12 protein-coding genes are annotated in these 16,552 nt (G+C 54.7%); 8 read left to right on the forward strand and 4 right to left on the reverse strand.

Going from position 1 to position 16,552, the window contains the following annotated elements:
- Positions 1–122 precede the first annotated feature (122 nt).
- Positions 123–1,313, reverse strand: a complete 1,191-nt coding sequence (gene hmpA / locus J5224_RS00090; RefSeq protein ID WP_264623406.1) for an NO-inducible flavohemoprotein — start codon at positions 1,311–1,313, stop codon at positions 123–125.
- A 325-nt stretch (positions 1,314–1,638) separates the two neighbouring features.
- Between hmpA and glyA the strand changes: the two genes are divergently transcribed.
- The 8 genes from glyA to J5224_RS00130 all read left to right on the forward strand — a co-directional run bounded on the left by glyA (position 1,639) and on the right by J5224_RS00130 (position 13,347).
- Positions 1,639–2,892, forward strand: coding sequence for a serine hydroxymethyltransferase (gene glyA / locus J5224_RS00095; RefSeq protein WP_264623407.1), 1,254 nt, complete (start codon positions 1,639–1,641; stop codon positions 2,890–2,892).
- 314 nt (positions 2,893–3,206) lie between these two features.
- On the forward strand, positions 3,207–6,098 hold the full coding sequence (locus J5224_RS00100) for an autotransporter domain-containing protein (protein WP_264623408.1): 2,892 nt from the start codon (positions 3,207–3,209) through the stop codon (positions 6,096–6,098).
- Positions 6,099–6,172: 74 nt separating this feature from the next.
- Positions 6,173–8,125 (forward strand): tetratricopeptide repeat protein, encoded by a 1,953-nt coding sequence (locus tag J5224_RS00105; RefSeq protein ID WP_264623409.1) that lies wholly within the window; start codon positions 6,173–6,175, stop codon positions 8,123–8,125.
- On the forward strand, positions 8,119–8,997 hold the full coding sequence (locus J5224_RS00110; RefSeq protein ID WP_264623410.1) for an alpha/beta hydrolase: 879 nt from the start codon (positions 8,119–8,121) through the stop codon (positions 8,995–8,997). Before J5224_RS00105 ends, J5224_RS00110 begins: the two co-directional genes overlap by 7 nt.
- Before the next feature lie 134 nt (positions 8,998–9,131).
- Entirely contained in the window at positions 9,132–10,280 is a 1,149-nt protein-coding gene (locus J5224_RS00115; RefSeq protein ID WP_264623411.1) for a 3-phenylpropionate MFS transporter, read from the forward strand.
- Positions 10,281–10,361: 81 nt separating this feature from the next.
- Complete coding sequence (locus J5224_RS00120) at positions 10,362–11,036, forward strand: DUF1007 family protein (protein ID WP_264623412.1); 675 nt, start codon at positions 10,362–10,364, stop codon at positions 11,034–11,036.
- On the forward strand, positions 11,027–12,085 hold the full coding sequence (locus J5224_RS00125) for a nickel/cobalt transporter (protein ID WP_264623413.1): 1,059 nt from the start codon (positions 11,027–11,029) through the stop codon (positions 12,083–12,085). Before J5224_RS00120 ends, J5224_RS00125 begins: the two co-directional genes overlap by 10 nt.
- 131 nt (positions 12,086–12,216) lie before the next feature.
- Positions 12,217–13,347 carry an ABC transporter substrate-binding protein gene (locus J5224_RS00130; protein WP_264623414.1) on the forward strand — a complete coding sequence of 377 codons (1,131 nt, stop codon included), beginning with the start codon at positions 12,217–12,219 and terminating at the stop codon, positions 13,345–13,347.
- A gap of 58 nt (positions 13,348–13,405) precedes the next feature.
- Here the strand turns inward: J5224_RS00130 and J5224_RS00135 are convergent, their stop codons facing one another.
- The 3 genes from J5224_RS00135 to J5224_RS00145 are packed head-to-tail and all read right to left on the reverse strand — an operon-like array spanning position 13,406 to position 16,410.
- A complete protein-coding gene (locus J5224_RS00135) occupies positions 13,406–14,209 on the reverse strand; it encodes an ABC transporter ATP-binding protein (protein WP_264623415.1) in 804 nt (267 codons plus the stop codon).
- Positions 14,206–15,282, reverse strand: coding sequence for a FecCD family ABC transporter permease (locus J5224_RS00140; protein WP_264623416.1), 1,077 nt, complete (start codon positions 15,280–15,282; stop codon positions 14,206–14,208). The genes J5224_RS00135 and J5224_RS00140 overlap by 4 nt, the downstream gene beginning before the upstream one ends.
- Before the next feature lie 3 nt (positions 15,283–15,285).
- The gene (locus tag J5224_RS00145; RefSeq protein WP_264623417.1) at positions 15,286–16,410 is read right to left on the reverse strand and encodes an ABC transporter substrate-binding protein; all 1,125 of its coding nucleotides are present in this window, start codon (positions 16,408–16,410) and stop codon (positions 15,286–15,288) included.
- Positions 16,411–16,552 lie beyond the last annotated feature (142 nt).

A 16,552-nucleotide genomic window follows, 5' to 3' on the forward strand; every position in this document is an offset into this window, starting at 1 on the left:
GATTTTTGTGATCGATACCGTTTTTTATCATTACCGGATCGGGTGGCAGCATAAATTTGTGATCGTGGATAAGATTACCGCGCGTGCGTTTGCCGCGCGGTAGGGGCTTGCGAGTCGGCGTATTACACGACTTTATGTGGACCAAAGCATTCGTAGTGTAGCTGTGAGGGGGCGATGCCCAATGCGAGGAGTTGGCGAGCGACGAATTGCATAAAGGCCACCGGGCCGCACAGATAAAAATGCATGTTAGTGTCGGTCAAACGGTACGCCAGTTTGTCCAGCGCCATTACGCCTTGATAGTGAAAATCTTCACCGGGACTATCGTCTTTACCGGGCTGGCGATACCACACGTAACGTGCCAGTGTGGGCCATTGCTGGTTAATCTGCGCCAGCTCATCGCCAAAGGCATGCACATCGCCGTTGTCAGCGGCATGCAACCACAGGACGTCTGCCTCATGCGCTCGATCTTTTAACTGGTGCAGCATGCTGAGTAACGGTGTTTGCCCTACGCCCGCAGAGATAAGCGTGACTGGTGTGGTCGGGGAGGCCGTTAAAAAGAAATCCCCATGGGGGGCTGCCAGCGAAATGATATCGCCTTCCTGTGCAATGTCATGGAGATAGCCGGAAACGGCTCCTTGATCCTCGCGTTTCACCGCAATGCGGTAAGTGCGACCATTAGGGGCGTGTGTCAGGGAATATTGGCGAATCTCCTGATGAGTAAGGCTGTCGTGGCGGATGTAGACAGCCAGATACTGGCCGGGTTTAAAATCCACCACCGGTTTGCCATCGACAGGCTCCAGCGTAAAACTGGCGATCAGCGCACTCTGCGCCTGCTTTTTCACGATGCGAAAGGGGCGCGTGCCTTCCCAACCACCGTGTTGGCTGGCTGCATCCTGATAAATGGCGCGTTCACGTTGAATAAAAACATCCGCCAATACGCCATATGCCTTGCCCCAGGCATCCAAGATTTCCTCGCCGGGGCTAAACAATTCGTCCAGCGTCGCCAACAGATGTTCACCAACGATGCCATACTGCGCGGGCTGGATCGAAAAGCTGGCATGTTTCTGTGCGATACGCTCCACCGCAGGCAGCAGCGCAGAGAGGTTGTCGATGTTGGCCGCATAGGCGCAGATCGCGTTGAATAGGGCTTCTCGCTGATCGCCATTGCGCTGATTGCTCATGTTGAAAATGTCTTTCAGTTCAGGATTGTGGCTGAACATGCGCTGATAAAAATGGGCGGTCAGTGCCGGGCCGGTTTTTGCCAGCAAGGGCAGAGTGGATTTTACGGTAGCGATGGTTTTTTCGTCTAGCATGGTGACTCCAGGTGGTTTTATAAGATGTATTTTTAATGCATCTTATTCGAGCGTTGCCACCTTGTAAATCCCTGCGTTGTGGTGGTGTTTATTGTGTCGACGGGAACACAAAATGAAGAAAATGCAGGATGTAGATGAAGAAAACTCCCTTGCCAGCGCATGAAGTCATTAGGCCGCTAAGCCTTGTGCTGCTTGAAGCTAATCGTTTGCGTAAAAACCTCTGTCAAGCCCTATCATGCAAGGGGATAAACGGTTTACACTATAGGCCAATACCCGTTGCGGGCATTTTTACTGTACATATAGTTAGCTGAGTCAGGAGATGCGGATGTTAAAGCGTGAAATGAACATTGCCGATTACGATGCCGAACTGTGGCACGCGATGCAGCAAGAAGTGGTGCGTCAGGAAGAGCATATTGAACTGATAGCGTCAGAAAACTACACCAGCCCACGTGTTATGCAGGCTCAAGGGTCTCAGTTAACCAATAAATATGCCGAAGGATATCCCGGCAAACGTTACTACGGCGGCTGCGAATACGTTGATATCGTAGAGCAACTGGCGATTGATCGCGCCAAAGCGCTGTTCGGCGCTGACTACGCTAACGTGCAACCGCACTCCGGTTCTCAGGCCAACTTTGCCGTGTATACCGCACTGCTGCAACCGGGTGACACCATTCTGGGGATGAACCTGGCTCACGGTGGTCACCTGACCCACGGCTCTCCGGTTAACCTGTCTGGCAAACTGTACAAGGTGATTCCTTACGGTATCGATGAAAGCGGTAAAATCGATTACGAAGAAATGGCTGAACTGGCACAAACCCATAAACCGAAAATGATCGTGGGCGGTTTTTCCGCATACTCCGGTGTGGTTGACTGGGCGAAAATGCGTGAAATCGCTGACAGCATTGGTGCTTATCTGTTTGTGGATATGGCGCACGTTGCGGGTCTGGTTGCGGCTGACGTTTATCCTAATCCGGTTCCCCATGCACATATCGTCACGACCACTACCCATAAAACGCTGGCAGGCCCGCGTGGTGGCTTGATTCTGGCCAAGGGCGGTGATGAAGATCTGTACAAAAAACTGAACTCTGCCGTCTTCCCAGGCGGTCAGGGCGGCCCGTTGATGCACGTTATCGCTGGTAAAGCGGTCGCGCTGAAAGAAGCGATGGAACCTGAGTTCAAAGTTTACCAGCAACAAGTGGCGAAGAATGCCAAGGCCATGGTTGAAGTCTTCCTGACGCGCGGTTTCAACGTGGTTTCTGGTGGCACCAGCAACCACCTGTTCCTGCTCGATCTGGTAAGCAAAAACCTGACGGGTAAAGAAGCCGATGCTGCTTTGGGTCGCGCTAATATTACCGTTAACAAAAACAGCGTGCCAAACGATCCGAAGAGCCCGTTTGTTACCTCTGGTATCCGTATCGGTACGCCAGCGGCAACCCGTCGTGGCTTCAAAGAAGCGGAAGTGCGTGAGCTGGCTGGCTGGATCTGCGACGTATTGGATAACATCAATGACGAAGCGACCATTGAACGCGTGAAACAAAAAGTCCTCGCTATTTGCGAGCGTTTCCCGGTTTATGCCTGATCGCCAATCACTTATACGTTAACGCCAGCCTTCGGGCTGGCGTTTTTTTTACCGCGCTTTCTCGCCATCTTTGCGTAACCCTCTGATATATCCGCCGTGACCCCCCGATAGCAAGAATCAGAATATGAAAGTTTTCTCCCGCACCCCGTCTACCCTTTGAGACAGTTCTGATAGCAAACATGCTGTTTCCAGGAGGTTTGCTTTTAATTAATAACCATAAGTTATGTTTATTCATGATTATTAATTAATAAGCTATCAATATCAGCGGAATGATTAAATATCAATGAGTTATTATATATTGGGAGAAGTGCCGGATGAGGTCTTCGTCATTCAAAGTCAAACCGTTGGTGGTGGCAGTAAGTGCCGTACTAGGCGTACTTTCTACTTACCCATCATCCGCTGCATCGATCGATGTTTCCACCAACATCAGCGGCCTGAGCATCACCACTGCGCAGGATTATCTGAGCATAACCAATGCCGGTACGATCACCGGAACCGATTTCGGCGTCACCAATACATCGACCATTGGCTCGATCAGCAATGCCGGTGTCATTACGGGTAATGATGGGCTTTATAACACCGGGTCGATTGGTCCGATAACCAACTCCGGTTTAATTTCTGCCAGTGACAATATCGGTCTTTGGAGCGATGCGGGTAACATTGATTCGCTGTTTAACACCGGTACTATCTCGGGACATAAGGGCGTTTACCTCGAAAACGACAGCTTCATGGGGGAGTTCAACAACGCGGGCTATATCGAAGGTGATGAAGATACAGCCGTTTTAGTGAATGGCAGCAGCCTGTGCTCTTTCGAAAACTCGGGCGAAATCTATGGCGACCAGGGCGTCGTGCTGGAAAATAATTCCATGCTGTATGAGATGGTGAATTCCGGGGTGATTTCCTCTGATGACGATGCCGCTATCCTGCTCAACAGTTCCAGTATCTATTCCATTAGTAACACTGGGTTGATTACCGGTGATGCCGGGATCGTTTTGGACAATGATGCCAGCATAGCGTCGTTAATCAACGGCGGTACCATCAGCGCGGGGTTAGGCATTGGCGTATTTGGCGATAATGTTGAGGAGGCGAGTTCGATCGGCTCTATTGCTAATACCGGTCTTATTGATGCGAGTGACGGGTTGATTGTGGCGGGTGGCGCGTATGTCGGCACCTTCTTCAACTCAGGTACCTTGAGCGCCAATCTCGGCATTGGTGCGTTTGGCGATCAAGAAAATGAGACCAGTACCATTGCTTACATTAACAACAGCGGGCTGATTGACGCTGAGGATGGCATGGTGGTGGAAGGCGGCTCCTATGTCGGGACGTTTTTCAACTCGGGCTCCATCGACACCAATATCGCCATGGGGATTTACAACGGCGGCACCCTTGGCTCGCTCAGTAATGAAGGCATCATCGGCGGTGAATCAGCCGCGCTTTCCATTGATGGCGGGAGTATCGGGTCGATTTATAACGATGGGGTTATCGCGGGAAATATCTACTCCACCAGCGGCCTGACCTTCTTTGGCGGCGAAGATGAAGACATCGGTACGTTGACTGGCTATGAAAAAGGCAGTATCGGCACCATTTCCATTGCAACCGGCGACCTGACGTTTGTCACGGGCAGCACGGTGCTTAATGACAATGTCATTCTGGGGGAAGGCCAATTGGTGAATGGCTCAGCCCAACTGATGGTCAATAACGTGCTCACGATCGATGGTGACTATCAACAGGGCGGCGGTGCCAGCCTGCTGTTTGGCGTCAATAACTACCTTGCTACCAACGGTGACATCAATTCCTACAACGGGTATGGCCGTCTGGTGGTGTCTGGCAGCGCCAATATCACCAGCGGATCTAACGTGGGGCTGATGGGTAACGGCCAATATGCGTTCGCTCAAGGGCAGCGCTATGTGGTGATTCGGGCAAACAGCGATGGTACCGATTACAACGCTGACAAGCTGGATTACTGGGCTGAGGATTACACCGGGTTACTAACGGGTAATACGGTCACGCACGGCAGCACCAGCGATCTGGTGATTACGCTGGGTGATTGTAATGGTGATTACAAGCCGATCGACTATGCCACGACGTCAAACGCCGTCTCCGCATTGAACGGCCTGTTTAACTATGGCGGCACGGAATCGTCACTGCTCAACCTGTTTAATGCCAGTGCTGCGGTAGGCAATACGGCCGAAGCTAATCGTGCGGGGGCACAACTGAGCCCGGCGGCGATCGCCTCAGCTTCTGCACAGGCAGCAGCACTGCCTGCCATGTCGGTGCTGGACGTATTGGCACAACGCGGTGAAGCCATTCGTCTTGCAGGCGCAGGCAGCGGTATTTCGACCGGGGAGAATGATGACGGTCCGGTAGCCTGGGGTCAGGGCTTCGGTGGCAAGGTTAACCGAGGTCAGCAGGGGGATATCGCGGGCTACGACGGACACTTCGTTGGCGTGATGTTAGGAGGCGACGGTGAAGTCAATGACAAGTGGCGTCTTGGGGGATTAGGCAGCTACACCACCACCATGGTGAACAGCAGCGGCGATAATCTGGGCAGTTCGGCCCATGTCAAATCTTACGGCGTGTTTGGCTATGCCAACTATGAGGGGGACCCTTGGTATGTCAACCTGACGACTGGCGGTATCTTCCACCATTACGGCACCAAACGTCAGCTTGATTTCACCGGCTTTAACGGTAATACCACGGCAAGCTTTAAAGGGAATCAATTTGTTGCCTCCGGTCTGGTGGGGTATCCACTCTCGATGGGAACCCTGTGGACCCGATTGACACCGATCGCTGCCTTGACCTACAGCAAACTGGGTCAGGACGGTTACACCGAATCAGGCGGCAACGGTGCGGGATTGCGGGTTGACGATACCACGGTGACCTCGCTGAAAAGCGACCTGGCGTTGAAGCTGGATCATCGCTTCAAAATGTCAGACGGCGAAATTCAGCCGTTTATCCAAGGCGGATGGCGCCATGAATATCATGACGATGCGCTGCAATCGGTGGCGAGTTTCTCCGCCGACAGCACCGGTGCCAGTTCATTTGTGGCACGCGGTTCCAAGCCGGTTATCGACACCGGTGTATTCTCTGCGGGCGTTTCTCTCGTGGGTTCTCGTGACCTCAGCGTGACAATAAAATATACCGGCGAAGCGGCCCGACATTACCAAAGTCACACCGGTAATCTGCAACTGCGCTGGCAGTTCTGATTCCCCGCGCCAGCGGTGTTGTCACGCCGCTGGCGCATTGTCTCAGTTCATGCGCTAGCATCGGGGATATTTTTGTGCTCAATCCGACTCATCCAGTGACGGCACCGCTTACTGTGGAAACGGCTTTGCGGCGCGCGTATGCACACTGGCGGGCTGGTCAGGCGGCGCAGGCAGAGCAACTCTGCCTGCGCATTTTGCGTGCGGTGCCTCAGCAGCCGAGTGCCATGCATCTGCTCGGCGTTATGGCCCATGCTTATGGTTTTCAGGAACGCGCGGTAACCTATCTGGAGACGGCGACCCGCTCACCGCAAGCCCCGGCGCTGTTTCACTGCAATCTGGCGGAGATGTATCGCCAAAAAGGGCGGTTGAAGGAAGCGGAGCAGTCGGCAAACAAGGCGATCGCAGCCGATCCGCTCCTGATGGAGGCGTGGAACAACCTTGGTATCATCGCACAAGAGCGTGGAAAGTTGCCTTTCAGCGAAACCTGTCTGCGCAAGGTGCTGATCGCGCGTCCCGACAGTCCGCAGGCACACAATAATCTGGCGAACACGCTGCGCCGTTTAGGCCAGAGCCAGCAAGCATTGCATCACTATCAACAGGCACTGGTGCACGATCCTCAGTTTGTTCAGGCCTGTATCAACCAATCGTCGCTGTTGCGTGAACTCGGCCATCTAAATCGCGCCGCCGAGCTAGCCGAACAGGCGATAGCGCTCGATCCACGCTGCGCGGAAGCCTATCTTAACCTTGCCGATCTGGCGACGGCGCGTCAGCGGCCTGAAGAGGCGACCCGTTGGCTGGACGCGTTACGCGCCTTCGCGCCGGACAGGGTTAATGCGCAGGGCGCGACGTCCGGTACGGCGCTGTCCGCCGAGACGATTGCCGCCTGCCATCAGCACGTGCTCGCCCTTTCTGCCGAAGGCCGTCATGCCGAAGTGGAAGCCTTGCTGACACAAACGTTGGAGAACGGCAACGGGCCACCGACCCTGTGGCACCTGCTGGCGCGGGCGCTGCGCGCGCAGTTAAAAATGGAACCCGCGTTGCGAATTATGTCCATGCTGGTGCGAGTTCGGCCTGGCGAGATGATAGCGCGTTTCGATCTGGCTTCACTGCTGTTAGTGACCGGTGATTTTACCCACGGCTGGCGCGAATACCGCTTTCGTTACCAGATGGAGCACACAGCTAAGGTGTGCCGTCATGTGCAGAAACCGCGTTGGGAAGGGCAGCCGCTGGCGGGAAAATGCTTATTAATTCATGACGAACAGGGCTTCGGCGACACCTTTCAGTTTTTACGCCTGGTGCAAACCGCGCGCGAGCGCAGCGGTGCGCGCATTATCCTGCAAGTGAACAACGATTGTCTGACGCTGGCACGCCGCTGTGCCGGCTGGGATGAGATTATTGTGCGTGGAAGCTTACCGCCGCCCTTTGATTATCATTGCGAACTAATGAGCCTGCCGATGGCGTTAGGCCTACAACTGACGGATTTACCCGGTACGGTGCCTTATCTGTTTGCCGATCCTCAGCGTGTCGAACTCTGGCAACAGCGTCTGGCGCACTTACCGCGCCCGTTGGTGGGGCTGGTATGGGCAGGGCGGCCCGAACATAACAATGATAAAAATCGTTCCATGACCCTGAACGATCTTGCGCCGCTGGCACAGCCCGGCGTCAGTTTTCTCGCTCTGCAAAAAGGCGCTGCGGCGTCACAAGCCGATGCACCGCCTGCTGGCATCAATCTGCTGTCGTTGAGTGATGATATTGCCGATTTTGATGATACCGCGGCTATCTTGTGCGTCATCGATCTGTTGATTTCGGTGGATTCTTCCCCGGTGCATCTGGCCGGTGCGTTGGGACGACCCACCTGGGTAATGCTCCCCTACGAGCCGGAATGGCGCTGGTTACTGGCACGTGATGACTCGCCCTGGTATCCCTCTGTCACGCTGTTTCGTCAGCCGCAGCACGGGCAGTGGACGCCTGTGGTAGAGGCCATGGCACAACAACTGGCTCAGTGGCCTCGGCAGACGCCATGCTGATCCGTGCGTTCTTTACATTATTGCTTGCGCCATTCAGTATGCTGCTGTGGATGCTGGCGACCAGTTTGACCGGGTGTAACGCCGATCCGCGTCATTATGCCGATCAACTCGCGCAGCGCGGTAATTTGCAACATGGCACGCTGTGGGCCGCCCCTTTTCACTTAACCACCTACACCCGTATTACGCGTGCTGACAGGCCCTTACATGTCTATATTGAGGGGGATGGGCGCGCTTGGATCCAACACTTTCGGGTTTCGCGCGATCCCACGCCGCGACGGGCGATGGGGTTGGCATTAGCGGCGGAGGATACGGCGGCCAACGTGGTTTATCTCGCGCGCCCTTGCCAATTTACTGTTGCCGAGCAGGCCTCTGCTTGCCGCCCTGAATACTGGACGGGCAAACGTTTTGCACACGATGTGGTGGCGTCGATGGATGCGGCCATTTCCCACTACTTGCGCCAGACACCGGGGCAACCGGTGGTGTTGACCGGGTACTCTGGCGGCGGTGCTATTGCGGTGTTGATTGCTGCCCGGCGTAAAGACATTGCCCTGCTACGCACGGTGGCGGGCAACCTCAATCATGTCGCGGTTAATCGCTTACACCGCGTCGCCCTCATGCCCGATTCGCTTAACCCGGCCGATGTCGCGAACGAGATTGCCGCTGTACCGCAACTGCATTTCAGTGGTGATAGCGATCGCATTGTGCCTTCGGTTATTGCTCACTTTTTTGTTACTGCTGTCGGGCGTTGTGCCGATGTGCGTGAAGTGCACGACATGGATCATGAGGGCGATTGGCCCGCGCTGTGGTCTGCCTTGTTGCAGATGCGTGTCCCGTGTGAAGATCCTGCGCAACGCGCTTTGCTCCGCTCCTGATCGCTGAATTTTGCCAACCTACGCTGGGAAGCCACTGCCTTACCTGTTAGGCTAAGACGCCTTTTTAGGGCGCGATAATGGGGCTGTCGTTGCCGTAGTGACGCTATGTGCTGCGCAGCTGACAAGGAGAGACGATGGTTCTGCAATCCACCTACTGGCTGGCGCTCAGTTATTTCACCTACTTTTTTTGCTACGGCATTTTCCTGCCGTTCTGGAGCGGATGGCTAAAAGGGGAAGGCCTCAGCGCGGAAAACATCGGTTTGCTGCTCGGTGCCGGGCTGGTCGCGCGCTGTATCGGGAGTCTCTTCATTACGCCCTGTGTAAAAAATCCGGCTCACCTGATTAATGCAATACGTCTTTTGGCCTTGCTGTCACTGATCCTTGCGCTGGGTTTCTGGCTGGGCAATGCCTGGGTATGGCTGCTGTTGGTGATTGTGGGTTTTAATCTGTTCTTTTCACCGTTGGTGCCGCTCAACGATGGGCTGGCCGCCACCTGGCAACGCCAGATCGCCATGGACTATGGCAAAGTGCGCGTCTGGGGATCGATAGCGTTTGTCATTGGCTCTGCCGTCACCGGTGAATTGGTGGCTGCCTGGGGACACACGGCAATTCTGGCAACGCTGACCGCCGGGTTGGTTTGTATGCTGTTGGGCATGCTGCTGAGACCTTCTGTGATGCCACAGGCCAGCGCGGGCGGCGAACACGCCGCGCCAGTCACTCCCTGGCCGCAATTACTGCGTGAAGCGGGTGTGTGGCGCCTTCTGCTCTGCGTGGCGTTGTTGCAAGGTGCGCATGCGGCCTATTACGGTTTTAGCGTCATCTACTGGCAGGAGGCGGGGTATTCGCCAGCGGTGATTGGTTATTTGTGGTCGCTGGGGGTGGTGGCCGAGGTGGTGGTGTTTATGTTCAGCAAACGTTGGTTTGCGCGTTTCAGCGCCCGCGACCTGTTGCTGCTGTCAGCGGTGGCAGGCATTGTTCGCTGGGGGCTGATGGGGGCCACCGTAGCGCTGCCCTGGCTGATTGTGATACAGATATTGCACTGCGGTACCTTTACCCTGTGCCATCTGGCCGCGATGCGCTTTATCTCTGCGCGTAGCGGTGGCGACGTGCTGCGTTTGCAGGCCGTCTACTCGGCACTGGCAATGGGCGGCAGCATTGCGGTGATGACTGTCGTGTCAGGTTTTTTGTTTGAACATCTGCAACACGCTACCTTCTGGGTGATGGCGGCGCTGGTGGTTCCCGCGCTGTTTTTGCGACCCGCTACGCCCGTGCAGCACGCATAAACCGGGCATCACGTTCATTTCGGAATCGGATGACACTTGGAACGTTCGGGTGTCATCGTCTGCGTCAAGAGACGATACATTATGTTACTTTATAACACTTTCGGTCGCTGTGGTGCTCGGTTAGGGTGGCGGTGGGGCGTGTTGTTCTCGCTGCTGTCGCTTGCTTCGCCTTCGGTGTGGGCGCATCCCCACAGTTTTATCGATATCCAAACCACGGTTGAAGGTGAGAATGACACCATCACCGGATTGCGTATGCATTGGACGATGGATCCGATCACCTCAGCCGATCTGCTCTACGATGCGGGCAAGGCGAAAAGTGACTCTGAAATCTGGAAAAAGCTGGCGGCGGAAGTGATGGCGAATGTGTTGGGCCAACATTATTTTACTGAGATCTACCGGGATAACGCGGCGGTGAAATTTCAACCGATGCCGACAGAATATCATCTGTCACGACAGGGTAATAAAGCGGTGCTGGAGTTTGTGCTGCCGCTGGCACACCCGCAGGCCTTAAAAGGTGCACCGCTACAGATTTCCACCTATGACCCGACCTATTTTGTCGATATGTCCTATCAGGATAAAAACGCTGTCCGTCTTGCGCCTGCGCTGGTTGAACACTGTAAAACAACGCTGTTTACCCCGAAACCCAGTGCTGATTTACGCTCTTATGCCCTGTCGCTGGATAAAGCCGATGCCCCCGATGAGGATCTGGCGCTGGGCAAACAGTTTGCACAACAACTTACGCTGGAATGTCACTGATTGTGTTGGAAAAACGCAAACGTCATCGTACTTTGAGACTGTGTCTTGGCCTGTGGCCGTTAGCGGCTTTTTTACTGCTGCTGGCGTTGGGGCTTCAGGTGACGCTGCGCTACTGGCCGGATATTCTGCTGCAAAGCGTTGTCTGGCAGAAGGCGATGCATCAGCAGATGTCAGCGCTGCTCGAGGCGGTGCACGAACAGCCGCATCAGGCGGGGCTGAGCCTGCTCGCATTCAGTCTGGTCTACGGCATCTTGCACGCGGTGGGGCCGGGACACGGTAAAGTGGTGATCGCCACCTACCTTGCCACCCACCCGACGCAGCTTAAAAACAGTCTGAAACTGACGCTGGCATCCTCGCTGCTGCAAGGCATGATGGCGATTGGATTAGTGAGTGTCACTCTCGGGGTTTTGCAACTCTCCAGCCGGGCGCTGCACGCCAGCAGTTTCTGGATGGAAAAGGCCAGTTTTATGCTGGTGGCGCTACTGGGATTGTGGCTCAGCGTACGCGCTCTTAAACGTCTGTGGGCGGCGGTTACCCCTGCTCGGCATGCCAGCAAACCACGCATTCAGCGTATTCACGCGTTAACCACAGAGACGCGTCCGTTACCGTTCGCGCCGTTATCGCCCGTGACGGATGATGATGTGTGCGGCTGCGGTCATCGTCATCTCCCTTCTCAGGAAGAATTGCAACGTGGTGATGGCTGGCGTACCCGATTGGCGGTTGTGTTTGCCATGGGGTTACGTCCCTGTTCGGGAGCCATCCTGGTGCTGTTGTTCTCCAAAGTGATCGACGTGTTTGCCTGGGGCGTTGCTTCTGCGCTCGCCATGGCGCTGGGCACGGCCATTACGCTCTCGGTGTTGGCGCTGCTGGTGTTCTTTTGCCGCCGAGTGATTGAACGCATGGGGCGCTCACGCACGCCTGCGCTATGGCAACACACTGCCTGGAGCACGCTGTCGCTGGCGGGCGGTATGGTGCTGTTTGGCGCGGGCGTTCTGCTTTATCTCTCGGCGCAACCTGCCATTACCGGTGGTATCCGCCCGTTCTCCTGACGCGTCGGCTTCTGATTTTTTTCTCTGAACGAGTCTGGTGTTAAAAAGCCATTGCGTCTGCACTGGCGGCCAGCATATCATTTTAAAAATGATAATGAGACTCATTATTCATATAAAAATCAGGGATAAAAATGAAGAAAACGCTACATTGGATAGCTACCATCGCGCTATGGAGTGTCACCTGCCTGTCGTATGCCGCCCCGATCGTTATCGAAGATGTTAGTGGTCGCAAGGTTGAAATTGCTGCAGAAGCCAAACGCATCATTTTGGGCGAAGGGAGGCAGATTTACCTGCTGGCAGCCTTTGACACCGATGCACCGTTTAAACGCGTGGTGGGTTGGCGTGACGATTTGCCCAAAGCGGATTTTGATGGTTATCAGGCCTATGAAAAACAGTACCCGAGCATCACATCGCTGCCAACGTTTGGCGGCGCGAAAGACGGCACCTTTAACGTTGAGCAGGCGTTAACGCTCAAACCTGATTTGGTGCTGATGAACCTGGAGTCAAAGGCAGCGACAGATGAAGGCAAACTGATTGAAAAACTGGAGCAGTTGGGTATTCCGGTGGTGTTTATCGATTTCCGCGAGAAACCGTTTGAGAATGCGGAAAAGAGCATCCGTATCATGGGACAACTGCTGAACAAGCCGCAGCGTGCCGAGGCGATCGTGCAGTTCCGCCGCGAGCAGATCGCCGTGGTGGAAGATCGCCTGAAACATTATCAGGGGCCGCGTCCAAAAGTGATGATCGATCGTGCCGGCGGCTATGATGACGAGTGCTGCATGTCCTTTGGTGATGAAAACTTTGGTAAAATGGTGGAAGTTGCCGGTGGGAGCAATATCGCTAAAACGGCAATCCCCGGTACCTTTGGCACCTTGAATCCGGAATTTATCATCAGCGCTCGTCCAGATGTGGTGATTGTTACAGGGGCTAACTGGAAGAACTACAACACCGCGAACAAGTGGGTTGGCGTGGGGCCGGGAGCGGATACGGTGGAAGCCACCAAACGTCTGGCAGCGTTGATGCAGCGTTCTGCGTTCAAAACCTTGCCGGTGGCGACTAACGGCAATGCGCACGCCATCTGGCACCAGTTCTACGATAGCCCGTATCAGTTTGTCGCGATTCAGGCGATGGCAAAATGGCTGCATCCGGATCTGTTTAAGGACATCGATCCGGACGCGACGTTCAGAACCTTCCATGAGAAATTCTTGCCGCTGCCGTATCAACCGGGATATTGGGTAACACTGCCGCCGCAGCAGAAATAAGTACCGATGAAAAAGCCCGCATTGATGCGGGCTTGATGGTCATTCAATGCAAGAGCAATCACATCGTCGGTTCAGACACTAACCCGTCAATCATCACTTGCGGTATACCCTGCGAACAGCATTCAATTCGTCCGCGCACGCCATACACCTGCGCCAAACTGTCTGCGCTGATCACCTCGGCAGGCGCGCCATCGGCAATCAGTTCACCGTTTTTCAGCATCAGCACATGGTCGCCGTGGCGCAGGGCGATATTGATATCGTGCACCACCACCAGCGTGACGATATTGCGCTTGCGCGTCTCTTTACGCACCAAATCCATCACGTGGAATTGGTAGTTGAGATCCAGCGCGCTTAACGGTTCATCCAGTAACAGCAGGGAGGGTTGGCGGATCAGCGATTGCGCCAGCCCCACCAGCTGTTTTTGGCCGCCGGAGAGTTGGTCCAGATAGCTCATTGCCAGATGTTCAATACCGAGCTGGCGCAGCAGCGTCAACACCTCATTCTCTTTCTCGCGCGAGTTCAAACCGCCGGACGCTCGCTGCGCCACGATGATCGACTCGAGCACGTGCAGATGTACGCCTGCGGGCAGGGATTGCGGCAGATAAACCACCTGTTCCGCACGCTGGGCGAACGGCAATTGCATCAGTTCGGTATCGTCCAGATGCAGTTCACCGTTGGCGTTGCCCAGTCCAGCCAGGGCGCGCAGCAGCGTTGATTTGCCGCTGCCGTTCGGGCCAAGCAGCACCGTGATTTTACCGCGCGGCAGCAGCGGCACATTGAGGTTGTGAATGATTTGTCGTTTCGGATAACCAGCCTCGAAACGAGAGATGCGCAAACCGGTGTGCGACAGCGTCTGGTTCATACATTCCCCCGGTGGCGCAGAATAATACTCAGGAAGAAGGGCACCCCAACCAGCGATGTCACGATCCCAACAGGAATAATCACACCGGGGATCAGGTTTTTAGACGCTACCGACGCCAGCGATAACACCAGCGCACCAATCAGAGCGCTGGCAGGCAGATAGAAGCGGTGATCTTCGCCGAATACCATACGGGCGATGTGTGGCGCAACCAGACCAATAAAACCGATCGGGCCGACAAACGCCACTGACAATGCAGAGAGAATACTGATGCGCAGCAGCGTCGCCAGACGTAAACGGCGCACGTTGATGCCAAAACTGGTGGCGCGATCTTCCCCGAGACGCAGGGCGGTGAGCTTCCATGAGCTCATAAACGACAGCGGCATTAATACCGCCAGTGCCAGCAGCAGTACGCCTAACTTTTCCCATGAGGCGCGCGCCAGGCTGCCCATGGTCCAAAACACCAGCCCTTGCAAGGTATCTTCATTGGCAATGAATTGCAGCATCGAGACCAGCGCATTGAAGGTGAACACCAGCGCAATACCGAACAGGACCACGCCGGACGTCGCGACGTTGGTCCAGCGGGTAATGCCATCAAGTAACAGCGCGGCCATCAGCGCAAAGAGAAAGGCGTTAGCAGAGATAAACCACTGAGCCGGGAGGCCGGGAATACCAATCCCCAGCACAATCGCCAGTGCAGCACCGAAGGCGGCGGCTGAAGAAACACCCAGCGTGAACGGGCTGGCTAGCGGGTTGTTCAGGATGGTTTGCATCTCTGCGCCAGCTAACCCTAAGGCCAGTCCGACGATCAACGCCATCAGCGCGTAGGGCAGGCGAATATCCCACACAATCACCCGCGTGCCGGCATCGGCCTGTGCGGGGTTGGTCAGTGTCTGCCACAACACGTCGAGCGAAAGCCCGGATGGCCCCATCGTGAAATCCAGCAACAGAGAAGCCACGATGGCGGCGACCAACAGCAGCATGAGAAGCAACCGGTGGCGCAGAATATCTTGATAATGACGGAGGATATCCGAGTCAGCCGCCTCTTGGCGGCTGATATCAGTGGTTGTACTCATCGACTACTTGGCCAACTTTTGACTGAAAATAAACGGTGTGTCTGGAAGCGTGGTAAAGCGACGCACGATATCGTGGTAGGTTTGATCCGGATTTAACGTTGCCAACGCTTGCGGATAGGCAATTTTTGCCAGATATTCCATGCCGACAATGTTATAAGGGTGGTTATAGAAGTGGTGGTACACCCCGTAAACCTGACCAGCCTTGATGGCAGGGACCTGATCGATACCCGGACGGCTTAACAGCACATCGGCTTTGGCCTGAATATCCTCAGCAGTGGCGTTATAGCCGAACGACAGAATTTTGTTGGCGCTGTTGCCGCGTTTGGAACCGGTCATGATGTAAGCATCCGGTTTTTCCGCAATCACTTTTTCCAGTGAGATAAAACCCGTGGCGCCCGGCAGCAGATCGGCGGCGATATTGGTCACCCCAACCGCTCTTAGCAAACCGCCCCAACCGTTATCTTTATGGCTGAAGCAGCAGGCATCGCTGTTACCCGCGATAGGTTCGATAAACACACGCGGTTTCGGCGTAATCGCTGCGGTTTTTTGCTGAATGTCTGCGGCATGTTGACGGTAGAAGTCGGTATAGGCTTTGGCGTTCTCTTCACGGTTAAGCACCTTGCCGAGCAGGTCGATGCTGTCCGCGGTGTTCTTAGCCGGATCGATTTCATAATCGACAAACAGCAACGGAATGTGCAGTTCGTTCAGCTTGTTAACGATGCCATTGCCTTCCAGTGACGGCTTGGCACGCAGTTGTGCCACCATCAAATCCGGTTTTTTCACCAGCACGCTTTCCAGCTCGATATCACCTTTGTCGCCAAAGCCCATATCAAGGATGTTTTCTGCGTCCGGCCATTTACCCTTCAACAGGTTCCAGGTAGCGGTATCCTGTTTTTTCGGCAGGTTGTTCCACGCCACTAAACGCTGGAACGGATCGTCGCGATCCAGCAGCGCCAGCGCCATAATATCGCGTCCGTCTTGCAGCACCACATGCTTCGGTTCCTGTTGCAGCGTGACGGTATTGCCCGCCATATCGGTGATGGTTAAAGGGTATTGTGTGGCGTGGCTGAAAAGCGGTGTGGCAAGGAGTGCGGTGAAAAACAGCGAGTTGATGGATTTCTTAAACATGGTGTCATCCCGTTACCACCTGCCCTGATGAATTAGGCCTCTCCCAATACAAATCAGACAGGTGTAATGCATTTGATAATCATTATCGTATTACCATACGCCAAAACTTAACAGGAACGCAATGTAAGGAAAAATATCAGAT

It is taken from the genome of Candidatus Symbiopectobacterium sp. NZEC135 (assembly GCF_025962695.1).